Here is a 15,533-nt window from a genome sequence, read left to right as displayed (position 1 = left end):
AGGATCACGGACATGCGTGGTCAGCTGATCGAGGTGCCGCCGGGCACCGGGGACGAGCCCGACCTGGGGCACCACGGGGACGTCGAGGCCACTCCCGGCCTGGTCGACCTGGCCGTCAACGTCCGCCGGGACCCCATGCCGGACTGGCTGGCGGACCCGCTCACCGCCTCGCTCGGCGGGCTGGCCGCGTACCCGGACCCTGGGCCCGCCCGGGCGGCCGTCGCCGCCCGGCACGGCCGTCCCCCGGAGGAGGTGCTGCTCACCGCCGGCGCCGCCGAGGGCTTCGTGCTGCTCGCCCGCGCGCTGGCCGGGGTCCGCCGCCCGGTGGTGGTGCATCCCCAGTTCACCGAGCCGGAGGCCGCGCTGCGGGCCGCCGGCCACGAGGTGGAACGGGTGCTGCTCGACCCGGCCGACGACTTCCGGCTCGACCCGGCGCGGGTGCCCGCCGACGCCGACCTGGTGATGATCGGCAACCCGACCAACCCCACCTCGGTGCTGCACCCCGCCGCCGACCTGGCCGCCCTGGCCCGGCCGGGCCGGGTGCTGGTCGTCGACGAGGCGTTCGCCGACACCACCCTGGCCCCCGGCGTGGCGGGCGAGCCGGAGTCGCTGGCGGGCCGGCGTGACCTGCCCGGCCTGGTGGTGGTGCGCAGCCTCACCAAGACCTGGGGGCTGGCCGGCCTGCGGATCGGCTACCTGCTGGGCGAGGCCGCGCTGCTGGATCGGCTCGCCGCCGTCCAGCCGCTCTGGGCCGTCTCCACCCCGGCGCTCGCCGCCGCCACCGCCTGCGCGTCGCCCACCGCCGTCGCGGCCGAGCGCGCGATCGCCGCGCGGCTCGCCGTCGACCGCGACCACCTGGTCGCGCGCCTGTCGGCCCTGCCCGGGGTACGCGTCGCCGCCCGCCCGGCCAGCGCCTTCGTCCTGCTGCACCTGGCCGGCGCCAACCGGGTGCGGGAGACCCTGCGCGAGCGCGGCTGGGCCGTCCGGCGCGGGGACACCTTCCCCGGGCTGGGGCCGGACTGGTTGCGGGTGGCCGTGCGCGACCCGGCGACCAGCGACGCGTTCACCGAGGTACTGGCCGAGATCCTGGAGGCATGATGCTGGAGACCACCATCGCGACGATTCGGCCGCTGGACGAGCCGGCGATGACCGCCGCGCGCGACCTCCAGGCCCGGCTGACCAAGCCCGCCGGTTCCCTGGGCGCCCTGGAGGAACTCTCCGTACGCCTCGCCGGGCTGGCCGGGGCCTGCCCGCCGCCGCTGCCCGAGCCGGCCGCAGTGGCGATCTTCGCCGGTGACCACGGCGTGCACGCGCAGGGAGTGACCCCCTGGCCGCAGGAGGTCACCGCCCAGATGATCGCCAACTTCCTGGCCGGCGGGGCGGTGGTCAACGCGTTCGCCCGCCAGGCCGGCGCCTCGGTCACCGTGGTCGACGTCGGCGTGGCCACCCCGCTCCCGGTCGACCCCGACGCCGTCAGTGGGGTCGGCGGGGCCGGTGGGGTCGGCGGGGCCGGTGGGGTCGGCGGGGCCAGGCGGGCGGGCGGGTCCCGCCTGGTCGACGCGAACGTCCGCCGGGGAACCCGGGACATGACGGTCACCTCGGCGCTCACCCGCGACGAGGCCCGCGCGGCGGTGGAGACCGGCATCCGGATCGCTGGCGAGCTGGTCGACGGCGGGGCGGGCATCCTGCTCACCGGCGACATGGGCATCGGCAACACCACCCCGTCGGCGGCGCTGGTCGCCGCCCTCACCGGCACGGACCCGGCCGAGGTCACCGGGCGGGGCACCGGGGTGGACGACGAGACGTACCAGCGCAAGGTCGGCGTGGTGCGGACCGCGCTGGGCCGGCACCGGCCCGACCCGGCCGACCCGCTCGGCGTGCTGGCCGCCGTCGGTGGCCTGGAGCACGCGGCGCTGGCCGGCCTGATCCTCGGTGCCGCCGCCCGCCGCGTCCCGGTGCTGCTGGACGGGGTGATCGCGGCCAGTGCCGGGCTCGTTGCGGCGGCCCTGGCCCCGGACGCGGTCGGCGCGATGGTCGCCGGGCACCGCTCCGCCGAGCCGGGGGCCACCGTGGCGCTGCGCCACCTCGGCCTGGACCCGCTGATCGACCTCGGCCTGCGCCTCGGCGAGGGCACCGGCGCGCTGCTGGCGCTGCCGGTGGTCACCGGCGCGGTCCGGGTGCTGCACGAGGTCGCCACCTTCGACTCGGCGGGGGTCTCCGAGAAGTGAGCGCCAACCCCTACCCCCTCGGCCTGCGGCTCGCCGGCCGGCGGGTGGTCGTGGTGGGCGGGGGAGCGGTGGCCACCCGGCGGGTGCCGGCGCTGCTGGACGCCGGGGCGGACGTCGTCCTGGTCGCGCCGGGGCTGACCCCCGCCCTGCACGCCCACGTCGACGCGGGCCGGCTGCACTGGGCGCCGCGCCGGTTCGCCCCGGCCGACCTGGACGGCGCCTGGCTGGTCCAGGTTGCCGTCGACGACCCGCTCGCCGCCGCCTCGGTCAGCGCCGCCGCCGCCGAGCGCCGGATCTTCTGCGTACGCGCCGACGACCGCTCCGCCGCCACCGCGTGGACGCCGGCGGTGACCCGGCACGGCCCGGTCACCGTGGCGGTGCTCGGCGGGGGCGACCCGCGTCGCGCGATGAGCGTCCGGGACGCCGTGCGCGACCTGCTGACCGTGCGCACCGGCCTGGCCGCCGCGGGGCGGGACACGACGCCGGGCGGAACGGTGGCCGGGCGGGTGGCGCTGGTGGGGGCCGGTCCGGGCGACCCGGAGCTGATCACCGTCAAGGGCTGGCGGCTGCTCACCGAGGCGGACGTGGTGGTCGCCGACCGGCTGGTGCCAGGGCTGCTCCTGGACGAGCTGCGGCCCGACGTCGAGCTGGTGGACGCCTCCAAGATCCCGTACGGGCCGTCGCGCGCCCAGGAGGAGATCAACCGGATCCTGGTGGACCGGGCCCTGGCCGGGAAGGTCGTGGTCCGGCTCAAGGGCGGCGACCCATACGTCTTCGGTCGGGGCGGTGAGGAGTTGCTGGCCTGCGCCGAGGCGGGCGTACCGGTGACCGTGGTGCCGGGGGTGACCAGCGCGGTCGCCGTGCCGGCGGTGGCCGGCGTCCCGGTCACCCACCGGGCGGTGGCCCACGAGTTCACCGTCGTCTCCGGGCATCTCGCGCCGGACTCGCCGGCCTCGCTGGTGCAATGGCCGGCGCTGGCCGGGCTGCGCGGCACCCTGGTCGTCCTGATGGGGCTGAAGAATCTCGCCGCCATCACCGCGACGCTCACCGCGCACGGCCGGGACCCGGCCACCCCGGTCGCCGTGATCCAGGAGGGCACCACCGGCGCCCAGCGGACGCTCCGCTCGACGCTCGGCGCGGTGGCGGCGGACGTGGTCGAGGCGGGCCTGCGTCCGCCCGCCATCGTGGTGATCGGTGACGTGGTAGGTGCGCTCGACGTCTGATCCTCCGGGTGGCGGGGCCGTCCCACCTCACCCGGTCGCTGTGGAGCTGATGTCGTGAACGATTCACCGGTCCCTGGCGCCTGATCCACTCCACTCGCCGCAACGACGGCGGCCGGAGAGTGAACTCTCCGGCCGCCGTCTTCGCTGGTCAGGTCACTGCTTGAGCATGTTGTCCAGGAGCAGCGCGCAACGGATCAGGCCGAGGTGGCTGTAGGCCTGCGGGTGGTTGCCCAGGCCGCGCTCGGCGAGCGGGTCGTACTGCTCGGGGAGCAGCCCGGTCGGGCCCGCCGTGTCGACCATCTGCAGGAACAGCTCGTCCGCGTCGGTGCGGCGGCCGGTGCGCAGGTACGCCTCGATCAGCCACGCCGTGCAGATGTGGAAGCCGCCCTCCCGGCCGGGCAGGCCGTCGTCCCAGTGGTACCGGTAGACGACCGGGCCGCTGCGCAGGTCCGCCTCGATCTTCAGCACGGTGGAGAGGAAGCGCGGGTCGTCGCCGGGGAGCAGCCCCGACAGGCCGATCCAGAGCGAGGAGGCGTCCATGTCCTCGTCGCCGTACGCGACGCTGTACGCCTCGACCTCCTCGTGCCAGCCGTTCTCGAGCACGTTGGCGCCGATCCGGTCGCGCAGCTCCACCCACTCCGGCCGGTCCTCGCCGCCGTGCTGCCGCATGACGTGCAGCGCGCGGTCGACGGTCATCCAGCACATCACCTTGGAGAAGATGTGGTGCCGCGGAGGCAGGCGCGCCTCCCAGATGCCGTGGTCGGGCTCGTGCCACCGGCGGCGGACCGCCTCGACCATGTTGTCCAGCACCCGCCACTCGTCCTCGCGGACGGAGCCCCGGGCGTCGGCCACGGCGGCGATCAGGTCCGCGATCGGGCCGAAGACGTCCAGCTGTAGCTGGTGGTTGGCGAGGTTGCCCACCCGGACCGGCCGGGAGCCGGCGTAGCCGGGCAGGGTGTCGATGACCGCCTCGGCGCCCAGCTCGTAGCCGTCGACCGTGTAGAGCGGGTGCAGCCGCTCCGGGTGGCCGCCGGTGCGCTCGATGCAGCCGTCCACCCAGCGCAGCAGCGCCTCGGCCTCCTCGACCGAGCCGAGGTCGACCAGCGCGCGGGCGGTCATCGCCGCGTCCCGCAGCCAGCAGTAGCGGTAGTCCCAGTTCCGGACGCCGCCCAGCTCCTCGGGGAGCGAGGTGGTCGCCGCGGCCAGGATCGAGCCGGTCGGCTCGTGGCAGAGACCGCGCAGCGTGAGCGCGCTGCGGGTGACCAGGTCGCGGGCGGTGGCCGGCAGCCGCAGCGAGGCCACCCAGTCCTTCCAGGGCTGCTCCGCGGCGGCCTGGCGCTCGTGGATCGGGACGGCGTGGTGCTCCAGGCTGTGTGTGCCGAAGCGGAGCTCCAGCACGACCTGGCCGCCGGCGGCGGAGAGGTCGACCACCGCGCGGGCGGTCTCGTACCCGGCGCCGTCGCTGCCGACCTCCCACTCGACGCCGGGGGCGTAGAGCGCGACCGGCTCGTTGGAGCCGAGTACCAGCAGGCCGTCGTCGAGCGGTTGCAGCTGCACCGCCACCTGGCCGAACTCGGGCCGCGGGGCGAACTCCACCCGGGCGCGGCCGGAACCGGTGAGCACCCGGACCAGGGTCGAGTCGCCGGTGATGATCGCCGGGCCGTCCGGGGTGGTCTCCCGCGCCGGCAGGTCCAGCCAGTCGGTGACGGTCAGCCCCGACCAGCGGGTCTCGACGGTCATGGTGCCGCTGCGGTAGCGCTGCCCCAGCGGGATGCCGCCCCGCTCCGGGGCGACGCTGAAGTGGCCCGCCGGGCTGCCGCCGACCAGGTCGGCGAAGATCGCCGCCGAGTCCGGCTTGGGGTGGCAGAGCCAGGTGACGTTGGCCTCGGGGGTGAGCAGGGCGATCGTCCGGCCGTTGGCGAGCATCGAGTGCCGCTCGATCGGTACGGCCCGCTCGCCGAAGAGCCAGTGCCGGCGGGTCTCCAGCAGCAGGCCCAGGGCGCGGGCCGCGTCGACCGGATCGGCGACCCGGTACTGGGCCTCGGTGTCACCCGGGCCGATCTTGATGCCGACGTCCGGGCCGTGCAGGTTGCCGAAGGCGTTCTCGTCGGTGACGTCGTCGCCGATGAAGAGCACCGCGCTGGCCGAGAGCTGGGTACGCAGCTGGTCGACCGCGGTGCCCTTGTGGGTGGCGACCACCGACAGCTCGATGACCTCCTTGCCCTGGGTGACCGTGACGCCGTCCCACTTCGCCGGCCCGCTGCGGACCGCCTCGATGGCGGCCGCCGCGACCTGCGGGTCGACCCCGCGGGTGTGCACGGCGACGCTGGCCGGCTTGCGCTCCAGCCGTACGCCGGGGTGGACCGCGGCGATCTCGCGCAGCGCGTCGCGCAGCCGGGTGCGGACGGCGACCAGCTCGGGGGAGAGCCGCTCGACGAAGCCGATGTCGAACTCGGAGCCGTGGCTGCCGACCAGGTGGACCTCGCTGGGCAGCCGGGAGAGCGCGGCCAGGTCGCGCAGCGCGCGACCGGAGACCACCGCGACGGTGGTCTGCGGCAGCGCGGCGAGCGCGCGGACCGCGGCGACCGACTCCGGCAGCGGCACGGCCTTGCTCGGGTCCTCCACGATCGGCGCGAGCGTGCCGTCGTAGTCGCAGGCGACCAGGAGCTGGGGGACCCGGGCGATCCGCCCGATGGCCGCGCGCAGCTCCGGGTCCATCGTCCCCACGGGCGGGGTCACGATGTCGGTGGGGGCGTTCACGCGGCCTCCGCCCCGGGGGTGCCGAGCTCGGTGAGGAACGACTTCGCCCAGTGCCCCACGTCGTGGGTGCGCAGATGACGTTGCATGATCCGCATGCGTCGACGGGCCTCCGGCTTCTCCACGTGTACGGCCCGCAGCAGGGCGTCCTTGACCGCGTCGGGGTCGTGCGGGTTACACAGGAACGCCTGACGCAGCTCGGTGGCTGCGCCGGCGAACTCGCTGAGCACGAGTGCACCGCCCTGGTCGGCGCGCGATGCCACGTACTCCTTGGCCACCAGATTCATTCCGTCTCGCAGGGGGGTCACCATCATCACGTCGGCCGCGACGTACATCGCGGCCAGTTCGGAGCGACTGTACGACTGATGCAGATAATGCACCGCCGGCACGCCGACTCGTCCGAATTCGCCGTTAATCCGACCAACCTCGCGCTCCACCTTGACGCGAAGTGCCTGGTAGTGCTCCACGCGCTCGCGACTCGGCGTCGCGACCTGCACCATAACTGCGTCCGGCACTGTCAACTTTCCGTCAGCCAGGAGTTCCCGGAAGGCCTTCAGCCTAAGTTCGATGCCCTTGGTGTAGTCGAGCCGGTCGACCCCCAGGATGATCGTCTTCGGGTTGCCCAGCTCCTCGCGGATCTGTTTGGCCCGGGCCTGGATCGCCGGGTCGGCGGCCATCCGCTCCATCTCCTGGGTGTCGATCGAGATGGGGAAGGCGCCGGCCTTCACCTGCCGGTCGTCCACCTGGATCATCTGGCCCTCGTAGCGCAGGCCGAGCAGGTGCCGGGCCAGCCGGACGAAGTTCTGCGCGGCCAGCCGCTGCTGGAACCCGACCAGGTCGGAGCCGAGCAGCCCGCGCAGGATCTCGGTGCGGAACGGCATCTGCATGAACAGCTCGATCGGCGGGAACGGGATGTGCAGGAAGAAGCCGATCCGCAGGTCCGGTCGCAACTCACGGAGCATCGCCGGCACCAGTTGGAGCTGGTAGTCCTGCACCCAGACCGTGGCGCCCTCGGCCGCGACGTCCGCCGCGGCCTCCGCGAACCGCGCGTTGACCAGGCGGTACGCCTCGCGCCAGCGGCGCTTGTACGCCGGGGTCTCGACCGCGTCGTGGTAGAGCGGCCAGATGGTGGCGTTGGACTGGCCCTCGTAGTAGCGCTCCAGTTCCTCGGCGCTCAGCGGCACCGGGTGCAGCCGGATGCCCTCCAGGTCGAACGGCTCGGGAGCGGCGCCGGTGCCGCCGGCCCAGCCGACCCAGGTGCCCTGGTGCTCGGCGAGGACGGGGTGCAGCGCGGTCACCAGCCCGCCCGGGCTGCGTCGCCACTGCCGTCCCTCGGGTGTGCTCACCTCGTCGACCGGCAGTCGGTTCGCCACTACGACAAAGGAGCTACGGACGGTCACGATCGGCCACCTCCGGGTGCTGACGGGTCCACCGCGATGAGCGTACTGAGCGTAGCTGCGGCCTCTGGTGCCCCGTGCCGGAGTTCCCTACCCGTCCCACGCGGGCTCAACCCGGTCAGTGATCTTGTCGACAACGCCTGGTCAGAGGTCGATGATCGGCCACTCCTTCGGGAGCACCTCGCCGAGCAGCTCCCGCCGGTCGGTCATGATCGGTACGACGGCCCGGGCAGCCGCCTCGATCGCCACCTGAGCGAGGTCCATGCTCCCCAGGAGTCGCGACCAGCCTCCCAGCACGGGACACATGTTGTGGTCGACCGGGGTGACGACCACGGAGTCGAGGTCGCCGACGATGTCCAGCAGCGGCAAACCATCGCTGGACACCTGGCGGTATGCCGCGGCAAGGCACAACGCTGGGATGATCACTTGTTCCTGCCGATAGGCGACCTTGGCGATCTGGACGCCGACGGCCGGCACTCCTTCGGAGTAGGCGAGCAGCGATGCCGTGTCGAGGACAAGTCCGGCGTCAACCACCGACCTGCATCCGTCCTCGGGACGCCTCGCTCAGGAGGGCGGCGGCCTTCGCTCGTAGTTCGGGCGTGATCGCCCGGTGCGCCTGGTCCAACTTCCTGCCGGCCTCCTCCAGCGCCTCATCGGTGATCTTGAAGCCAACCTGCTCCAACGCCCGGCGCGTGCTCTCGCCCGCCATGCGGCGTCGAATGCTCTCGGTCACGAAGGCGGAGACGTTCGGCTCCTCGGCGAGACGTTCGGCCACGTCGTCGGGCACGCTGATGGCGATCTTCTTGGTCATACCGCAGACGCTAGTCAGTTATACCGACCCTGACAACGCGGCTCGCCGTCGTACCCCTCGGGCGGGGTGATGTGGGCGAAGCGGGCCGTACCTGTCAGGATTGACGACGGCGTGCGCGCGGCCGGCCCCGGCCGGCGGCGGCGGGCGGAGGTCGCAGCCCGCGCCGCGCCCGCCAATCGGCGACAGCAACCGACGGAGGTAGCCCGCACCGTGGCCCAGTTCATCTACGTCCTGGAAAAGGCGCGCAAGGCGCACGGCGACAAGGTCGTGCTCGACAACGTGACGCTGAACTTCCTGCCGGGGGCCAAGATCGGTGTGGTCGGCCCGAACGGCGCCGGTAAGTCCAGCCTCCTCAAGATCATGGCAGGGTGGGACAAGCCGAGCAACGGCGAGGCCCGGCTCATGCCCGGCTACACCGTCGGCATGCTCGCCCAGGAGCCCGCGCTCAACGACGCCAAGACCGTCCTCGGCAACGTCGAGGAGGCGGTCGCCGAGACCAAGGCCAAGCTGGAGCGGTTCAACAAGATCGCCGAACAGATGGCGACGGACTACTCCGACGAGCTGATGGAGGAGATGGGCAAGCTCCAGGAGGAGCTCGACCACCTCGACGCCTGGGACGTCGACTCCAAGCTCGAACTGGCCATGGACGCGCTGCGCTGCCCGCCGCCGGACGCCGACGTGGCCCAGCTCTCCGGGGGTGAGCGCCGCCGGGTCGCGCTCTGCAAGCTGCTGCTGGAGGCGCCCGACCTGCTGCTGCTCGACGAGCCCACCAACCACCTGGACGCGGAGAGCGTGTCGTGGCTGGAGCAGCACCTGGCCAAGTACGCCGGCACCGTGATGGCGATCACCCACGACCGGTACTTCCTGGACAACGTGGCCAACTGGATCCTCGAGCTGGACCGCGGCCGGACCTACCCGTACGAGGGCAACTACTCCACCTACCTGGAGAAGAAGGCGGCCCGGCTGGCCGTCGAGGGACGCCGCGACGCCAAGATGAAGAAGCGGCTCACCGAGGAGCTCGAGTGGGTCCGCTCCAACGCCAAGGCCCGGCAGACCAAGTCCAAGGCCCGGCTCGACCGGTACGACGAGATGGCCAACGAGGCGGAGAAGACCCGGAAGCTGGACTTCGAGGAGATCCAGATCCCGCCGGGCCCGCGCCTGGGCAGCACGGTCATCGAGGCGCACACCCTCAGCAAGGGCTTCGGTGACCGGCTGCTGATCGACAACCTGTCGTTCTCGCTGCCGCGCAACGGCATCGTCGGCATCATCGGCCCGAACGGCGTCGGCAAGACCACCCTGTTCAAGACCATCGTCGGGCTGGAGCAGGCGACCGGCGGCGACGTCAAGGTCGGCGACACCGTCTCGCTGTCGTACGTCGACCAGAACCGGCAGGGCCTCGCCGGGGACAAGACCGTCTGGGAGGTCGTCTCCGACGGGCTCGACTACCTGATGGTGGGCAAGGTCGAGATGCCGTCCCGGGCGTACATCGCCGCGTTCGGCTTCAAGGGCCCGGACCAGCAGAAGCCGACCAAGGTGCTCTCCGGCGGCGAGCGCAACCGGCTCAACCTGGCGCTGACCCTGAAGATCGGCGGCAACGTCATCCTGCTCGACGAGCCGACCAACGACCTGGACGTGGAGACGCTCTCCAGCCTGGAGAACGCGCTACTGGAGTTCCCCGGCTGCGCCGTGGTCATCTCCCACGACCGGATGTTCCTGGACCGGGTCGCCACGCACATCCTGGCCTGGGAGGGCGACGACGAGAACCCGGCCAAGTGGTTCTGGTTCGAGGGCAACTTCGACGCGTACGAGAAGAACAAGATCGACCGGCTCGGCGCCGAGGCGGCCCGCCCGCACCGGGTGACCTACCGCAAGCTCACCCGTGACTGATCGGTGCTGACCCTTGTCTGACCGGTTCGTCTACCACTGCACGCTGCGCTGGTCCGACCTGGACGCGTACGGCCACGTCAACAACTCGCGCTTCCTCACCCTGTACGAGGAGGCGCGGGTGGCGTTGATGTTCGCCGGTGGCCGGGCGTGGGGAGTGGGCTCGTTCGCCGACGGGGTGGTCATCCGCCGGCACGAGGTCGACTACCTGCGCCCGGTCGACTACGCGCTCGGCCGGGCCACCGCGGAGGCGGCCCCCACCGTCCGGATCGAACTCTGGGTGGAGGAGATCCGGGCGTCCCGGTTCACCGTCGCCTACGAGCTGTACGACGGCGACGTGCTGGCCAGCACCGCCCGTTCGGTGCTGGTGCCGTTCGACCTGGTGACCAAGCGGCCCCGCCGCATCACCGAGGACGAGCGGACCTTCCTGCTGGCGTACGCGCCCTCGGGCGGGGCGCCGTGAGCGACGCGCCGGCCGTGACGCCGGGGCACGGGCTGGACGGGGTCGTCGACGCGGGCGCCTTCCTGGCCCGGCTGGTCCGTTTCGACCCGGCCACCGTGGTCCGGCTCCGCCCGGTCGACGGTGCCGGGCGTACCGCGCTCTGGGCCCGGCTGCCCTGGGACGTGCTGGTGGTCCATACGGTGGCCGGGGCCGGCCCGGGTGACGTCACGGTCACCGCCGCGGAGCTGCTGGCGCAGCTGGAGTCGGCCGGCGGGGTGCTGCCGGGCCGGCGGGACGACCGCTGGCGCTGGCCCCTGCCGCCGCCGGCGAGTCGGCGGGTGGAGGCGCTGCCCGCCGGGGAGCTGCGGCGGATCGCCGAGGCGGCGGCGGGCACCCTGCGGACCGCGGCCACCCAGGGAATCGGCGGCCGGGCGGTGGGTCAGCGGATGCTGCGGGACGCGCTGCTCGACCACGTGGCGGTGCTGGTCACCCCGGACGACCCGCCGGGGGAGCCGGTCGAGGTGAGCCAGCGACTGGTCCAGGGACTGGTCCGGATGGGGTTCCTCGGGCCGGTCGACGCCTCGGGCGAGGTCCAGGTACGTGTCGCCGGCCGTTGGGTCGGCCTGGTCGGACCGTACGGAGCGGCATGGTCGCGCAAGGTCTCGGAGCTCGCGATCCGGCCAGTGAAGGATAGTCCGAACGGGTGACCCATGGTCATTCTTCTGGCCCGGGGCTGTCGTTGGGGGGGTGCTTCAACCCGACTGTCCGGGTACCGTCCATCCTCGGATCCAACGCACCGTAGGCGTCCGGATCCGCTGGGGAGTGAGGTGCGCGAGCGATGCCGTGGTGGTCATGGCGCCCTGGTCCCGCCGCTGGCGGCGACCCGGAAACTCGAACCGGGATCACAGTGGACAGCACCGTCCGGGTCGGACCACCGTCCCCCCGGCAGCCGGGGGACGACTGCGTGACCGCCGACCGGCCGGTGATCGCGGACATGCCGATCAGCGTGGAGCCGGTCACCCTGCGCCGGGTCCGTGACGCCCTCGACCTGCTTGACGTGCGGTACCTGGCCGACGGCGACGGGAACCTGCTGGCCATGTGGGAGCGGCACGCGGTGCTGGTCACCCTGGAGGGCCCCGAGGACGAGATCCTGGTGATGCGGGCCCGTCCACACGCGACCGTGCCGCCGGACTGGGCGGACCGGGCCTACCGGGTGGTCAACGAGTGGAACCACACCCGCCGGTTCTGCAAGGCGTACATCGGCGACCCCACCGAGCGGGGTCAACTGCCGATCTACGCCGAGCTCCAGGTGCCGCTCGCCGCCGGCACCCACGAGGCGCTCCTGGTCGAGATGCTCGATTGCGGGGCGGCCGTGGCGACCACCTTCGTGGACTGGCTGCACGACGAGGGCGCCCTGCTCTGAGCCCGACGGGGGCGGGCCGGCGTGCGCCGGCCCGACTGCTCGGCCGTCAGGCGTCCCCGGCCGGCTCCTCCATCACGTTGACCATGAAGTACGCGGCGCGTTCGAGGTAGTCCCAGAGCGCCCCGGCGATCTCCGGCGGCAGGTCCAGCCGGTCGACCGCCCGCCGCATGTGGTGCAGCCAGGCGTCCCGCTCGACCGCGCCGATCCGGAACGGCGCGTGCCGCATCCGCAGCCGCGGGTGCCCGCGCTGGGCGGAGTAGGTGTGGGGACCGCCCCAGTACTGCATGAGGAAGAGCGTGAACCGGTCGGCGGCCGGCCCGAGGTCCTCCTCCGGGTACATCGGCCGCAGTAGCGGGTCGGTGGCGACGCCGGCGTAGAACTCGTCGACCAGCTTGCGGAAGGTGGGCTCGCCGCCGACCGCTTCGAAGAGGGTCATCGACTCACCGGGCCGGTCGGACTCACCTGCGGGATTCACGGTTCCATCCTGCCAGGTGCGCCGCCGCGTACCGGCCGGGGCGGCTGCCGATCACGTCACAGCGTGGCTGCGGCGGCCGTCCGTCGGCGCCCGGCCGCCGCGGGGTCGGGGAGCGTGCGCCGTGTCCTGCGCCGCGGCGTCGTCCTGGTTGGCGCGGTCGGCCGCCGCGATGGCTGCGTCGATGGTCTCCCCGTCCGGCCAGCGCAGCGCCGCGACCAGCATCAGCAGCACCCCGGCCGCGCTCCACACGCCGACCACCAGCGGGATGGAGAAACGGTCGGCGAGCAGCCCGGTGATCAGCACCGAGGCGCCCTGGATCACCTGCATGCCGGTGGCCATCACGCCGAAGGCGCGGGCCCGGTAGCCGTTGGGCAGGGCGCGGACGAAGAGCCCGTTGGCCGTCGGCAGCAGGCCGGCGGCGGCGAAGCCGCAGGCGGCCGCGAGCAGGGCCACCACCACCGCCGGGGGGTCGAACAGCGTGGGCACCAGGACCAGCGGGGCGATCACCGCCAGCGGTCGCATCAGGGCGAGTCGGCGGGCCGGCGCGACCACGCGGCCCACCAGCAGCCCGCCGAGGATGAACCCGACCGGGTTGGCGGCCATGATGACGGCCTGCGCGACGCCGCTGTCCAGCCCGTCGCCCGCCTCGTCGGCCCAGGCGGCGGCCAGCCCCTCGGGGATGATCGAGAAGAGCATGGCGCTGAAGACCAGCACGGCGATGGCCCGCAGGACGGGGGTGCCGAAGACGATCTGGAAGCCCTGCCCGGTCTCCCGCAACAGGTGGCTGCGGTGCGCCGCGGCCATCGCCGGCTGGCGGTCGCGGACGCCGAAGCGCGTCAGCGCGGCCGACACGGCGAAGGTGGCCGCGTTGATCAGGAGCGCGGCGGGCGGGTTCACCGCGGCCACGGTGGCGCCGAGGAGGTATCCGACGACCTGTGCGGCCTGGGAGGAGCTGGCGTTCAGCGACAGGCCGAGGATCAGCCGGTCCCCGGTGAGGATGGCGGGCATGAGCGCGGACCGGGCGGCCTGGCTGGGCGGGTTGGCCAGCGTGGTGGCGAAGAGCAGGGCCAGGATGGCCCACACCGGAAGGCCCGGCACGGCGATCAGCACCATCAACGCCATCCGGATCAGGTCGCAGACCACCATGACCTGCCGGTAGCGGTAGCGCTCGGCGAGCGCCGCGAGCAGCGGCCCGCCGATGAGCCAGGGCAGGTAGCTGACCGCGAACGCGGCGGCGGCGAGGGCGACCGACTCGCTCTGCCGGTAGACCAGCACGGTGACCGCGGCCTTGGCCAGGTAGTCGCCCACCCAGGAGAACACGGTGGCCATGAAGACCGCCCGGTATTCGGACTGGCCGAACACCTCCCGGAAGGTGGCCGGCCCGTCCGGAGAGGGTCGCTCGTCGGACACCGTCGCCTCCATCGTGCCCCGTGAACGGCCAGTCATGACGGCCTGACGGGACCCCGTCGTCAGATCTACGGATCAGCGAGGACTTGATCACGCTCCGGCGGGAGCGCGTGCACCGAATTCTGCCCGATCGTCTGACAACTAGCTAGGGCGAACGGATTGATCGTCGCATCTCCGACTGAACGAACGGACGATACCCGAGGGGCCGCGCGGTCCGCGACCCCCAGCTTTCGGTTCCCGGCGATCCGGGCCTGAGCCGCAGGTCAGGTGGCCCCACCCTGGCCGGTGCCCGGGGCGCCCACGGTGCCGGGCGCGCCGGCCGGGCCGATGCCGCCGGTCTGCGGCAGCCCCGGGTAGAGCCGGGCGGCCGCGATCTGCGCGGTGATGCCCGAGTTCTCCAGCGCCTCGGCCAGCCGGCGGCGCAGCTCCCGACCCACCGCGAACTGTCCGTCCGCGGTCGTCTTGACCACCGTGCGGATCACCGCGCCGTCCACGGTCATCTGCTCGACGCCCAGCACCTCCGGCGCGTCGACGATCTCCTTGGCCAGGTCCGGGTCCATCGTCACCGAGGCGGCGGCGGTCCGCAGCACGGCGCTCGCCTCCTCGGTGCCGGCGAAGCCGATCGGCAGGTCCACCACCACCAGGGCCCAGCCCTGGCTCTTGTTGCCCACCCGGATGATCTCGCCGTTGCGGATGTACCAGAGCACCCCGCGGCCGTCGCGGACGGTGGTGACCCGTAGTCCCACCGACTCCACCACGCCGGTCGCCTCACCCAGGTCCACCATGTCGCCGACGCCGTACTGGTCCTCGATGAGCATGAACAGACCTGCGATCAGGTCCTTCACCAGGCTCTGCGCGCCGAAACCGAGCGCGACGCCGGCGATGCCGGCGCTGGCCAGCAGCGGGGCCAGGTCGAAGCTGAACTCCTTGAGCACCATCAGCAGCGCGATGCCGTAGACGAACGCGGTGACCAGGCTGCGCAGCACCGAGCCGATCGCCTCGGCGCGCTGGCGGCGCCGCTCGGGGATGAACTCGGCCGGGTCGAGCGAGGCCGACGGGATGCGCTCGCGCAGCGGCCGGAGCATGGTCGGCACCGTGCCGTGGGTGGTGGTGCGGACCAGCCGGTTGATCGTCCGGTGCAACGCCCAGCGGGCGGCGAACGCCAGCAGCAGGATCAGCACCACCCGCAGCGGCTTGAGCAGGATCCAGTAGCTGCCCTCGGCGAACCAGCTCGAGCCGGTCACGTCGAGGACGCCCTTGCACCAGGCGTCCTGGAGGCAACTGGCCGACGGCGAGGGGTCGGCGCTCGGCGCGGCGACGGGGAAGGGCAGGCGGGTGGCACTCACCCTGTCTTCGTACCGCACCAGCGACGGCCACCCACCGCCGACCCACCGCCGGAGCGACCCCGGTAACGCGCGCCGCGCTCACCGGCCGCGAACCAGAAATTTTGACACGTGCCGAAAAAGCTTCACGAGGGAGCCCGGAT

The 15,533-nt window shown here is 73.0% G+C and carries 14 protein-coding genes; 7 read left to right on the top strand and 7 right to left on the bottom strand.

The genetic code is table 11. The annotated features are described in order from the left end of the window. The first annotated feature begins 12 nt into the window (after positions 1 to 12). The 3 genes from cobC to cobA are packed head-to-tail and all read left to right on the top strand — an operon-like array spanning position 13 to position 3,451. Positions 13 to 1,098, top strand: coding sequence for an Rv2231c family pyridoxal phosphate-dependent protein CobC (cobC, locus tag ABZ807_RS05390; RefSeq protein WP_357153232.1), 1,086 nt, complete (start codon positions 13 to 15; stop codon positions 1,096 to 1,098). Further along, the gene (locus ABZ807_RS05385; RefSeq protein ID WP_357153705.1) at positions 1,098 to 2,228 is read left to right on the top strand and encodes a nicotinate-nucleotide--dimethylbenzimidazole phosphoribosyltransferase; all 1,131 of its coding nucleotides are present in this window, start codon (positions 1,098 to 1,100) and stop codon (positions 2,226 to 2,228) included. Before cobC ends, ABZ807_RS05385 begins: the two co-directional genes overlap by 1 nt. Next, entirely contained in the window at positions 2,225 to 3,451 is a 1,227-nt protein-coding gene (cobA, locus tag ABZ807_RS05380; protein ID WP_357153229.1) for a uroporphyrinogen-III C-methyltransferase, read from the top strand. The genes ABZ807_RS05385 and cobA overlap by 4 nt, the downstream gene beginning before the upstream one ends. A gap of 153 nt (positions 3,452 to 3,604) precedes the next feature. On the opposite strand, the gene otsB is transcribed toward cobA, so the two are convergent. The 4 genes from otsB to ABZ807_RS05360 all read right to left on the bottom strand — a co-directional run bounded on the left by otsB (position 3,605) and on the right by ABZ807_RS05360 (position 8,416). Beyond that, positions 3,605 to 6,211, bottom strand: a complete 2,607-nt coding sequence (otsB, locus tag ABZ807_RS05375; protein WP_357153226.1) for a trehalose-phosphatase — start codon at positions 6,209 to 6,211, stop codon at positions 3,605 to 3,607. Further along, positions 6,208 to 7,608, bottom strand: a complete 1,401-nt coding sequence (locus ABZ807_RS05370; protein ID WP_357153224.1) for a trehalose-6-phosphate synthase — start codon at positions 7,606 to 7,608, stop codon at positions 6,208 to 6,210. Before ABZ807_RS05370 ends, otsB begins: the two co-directional genes overlap by 4 nt. Before the next feature lie 141 nt (positions 7,609 to 7,749). After that, complete coding sequence (locus ABZ807_RS05365; protein WP_357153221.1) at positions 7,750 to 8,139, bottom strand: hypothetical protein; 390 nt, start codon at positions 8,137 to 8,139, stop codon at positions 7,750 to 7,752. Then, on the bottom strand, positions 8,132 to 8,416 hold the full coding sequence (locus ABZ807_RS05360) for a hypothetical protein (protein ID WP_357153219.1): 285 nt from the start codon (positions 8,414 to 8,416) through the stop codon (positions 8,132 to 8,134). Before ABZ807_RS05360 ends, ABZ807_RS05365 begins: the two co-directional genes overlap by 8 nt. A 210-nt stretch (positions 8,417 to 8,626) precedes the next feature. Between ABZ807_RS05360 and ettA the strand changes: the two genes are divergently transcribed. From ettA to ABZ807_RS05340, 4 genes are all read left to right on the top strand, one after another. Next, on the top strand, positions 8,627 to 10,303 hold the full coding sequence (ettA, locus tag ABZ807_RS05355; RefSeq protein WP_357153216.1) for an energy-dependent translational throttle protein EttA: 1,677 nt from the start codon (positions 8,627 to 8,629) through the stop codon (positions 10,301 to 10,303). 13 nt (positions 10,304 to 10,316) lie between these two features. Continuing rightward, positions 10,317 to 10,763, top strand: coding sequence for a thioesterase family protein (locus tag ABZ807_RS05350; RefSeq protein WP_357153213.1), 447 nt, complete (start codon positions 10,317 to 10,319; stop codon positions 10,761 to 10,763). Beyond that, complete coding sequence (locus ABZ807_RS05345; protein WP_357153210.1) at positions 10,760 to 11,449, top strand: hypothetical protein; 690 nt, start codon at positions 10,760 to 10,762, stop codon at positions 11,447 to 11,449. Before ABZ807_RS05350 ends, ABZ807_RS05345 begins: the two co-directional genes overlap by 4 nt. 131 nt (positions 11,450 to 11,580) lie before the next feature. Then, positions 11,581 to 12,165, top strand: a complete 585-nt coding sequence (locus tag ABZ807_RS05340) for a YbjN domain-containing protein (RefSeq protein ID WP_357153207.1) — start codon at positions 11,581 to 11,583, stop codon at positions 12,163 to 12,165. Between the two features lie 46 nt (positions 12,166 to 12,211). Here the strand turns inward: ABZ807_RS05340 and ABZ807_RS05335 are convergent, their stop codons facing one another. The 3 genes from ABZ807_RS05335 to ABZ807_RS05325 form a co-directional block, all read right to left on the bottom strand. Further along, on the bottom strand, positions 12,212 to 12,601 hold the full coding sequence (locus tag ABZ807_RS05335; protein ID WP_357153204.1) for a globin: 390 nt from the start codon (positions 12,599 to 12,601) through the stop codon (positions 12,212 to 12,214). A 90-nt stretch (positions 12,602 to 12,691) separates the two neighbouring features. Then, positions 12,692 to 14,062 carry an MFS transporter gene (locus ABZ807_RS05330; RefSeq protein ID WP_357153703.1) on the bottom strand — a complete coding sequence of 457 codons (1,371 nt, stop codon included), beginning with the start codon at positions 14,060 to 14,062 and terminating at the stop codon, positions 12,692 to 12,694. Positions 14,063 to 14,310: 248 nt separating this feature from the next. Next, positions 14,311 to 15,393, bottom strand: coding sequence for a mechanosensitive ion channel family protein (locus tag ABZ807_RS05325; RefSeq protein ID WP_357153201.1), 1,083 nt, complete (start codon positions 15,391 to 15,393; stop codon positions 14,311 to 14,313). Between the last annotated feature and the right edge of the window lie 140 nt (positions 15,394 to 15,533).

Origin of the sequence: Micromonospora sp. NPDC047548, assembly GCF_040642975.1 — a bacterium.
Taxonomy (GTDB): Bacteria; Actinomycetota; Actinomycetes; order Mycobacteriales; family Micromonosporaceae; genus Micromonospora.
Note: the sequence above shows the minus strand (reverse complement) of the source record. Positions and strands in the feature narration are given on the sequence as shown.

Bases quoted from the DNA above. Each gene is read 5' to 3' on its own strand.
- ABZ807_RS05330 (WP_357153703.1), bottom strand. From the start codon at position 14,062: ATGGAGGCGACGGTGTCCGACGAGCGACCCTCTCCGGACGGGCCGGCC.
- ABZ807_RS05385 (WP_357153705.1), top strand. From the start codon at position 1,098: ATGCTGGAGACCACCATCGCGACGATTCGGCCGCTGGACGAGCCGGCG.
- ABZ807_RS05340 (WP_357153207.1), top strand. From the start codon at position 11,581: ATGCCGTGGTGGTCATGGCGCCCTGGTCCCGCCGCTGGCGGCGACCCG.
- cobC (WP_357153232.1), top strand. From the start codon at position 13: ATGCGTGGTCAGCTGATCGAGGTGCCGCCGGGCACCGGGGACGAGCCC.
- ABZ807_RS05360 (WP_357153219.1), bottom strand. From the start codon at position 8,416: ATGACCAAGAAGATCGCCATCAGCGTGCCCGACGACGTGGCCGAACGT.
- ABZ807_RS05335 (WP_357153204.1), bottom strand. From the start codon at position 12,601: ATGACCCTCTTCGAAGCGGTCGGCGGCGAGCCCACCTTCCGCAAGCTG.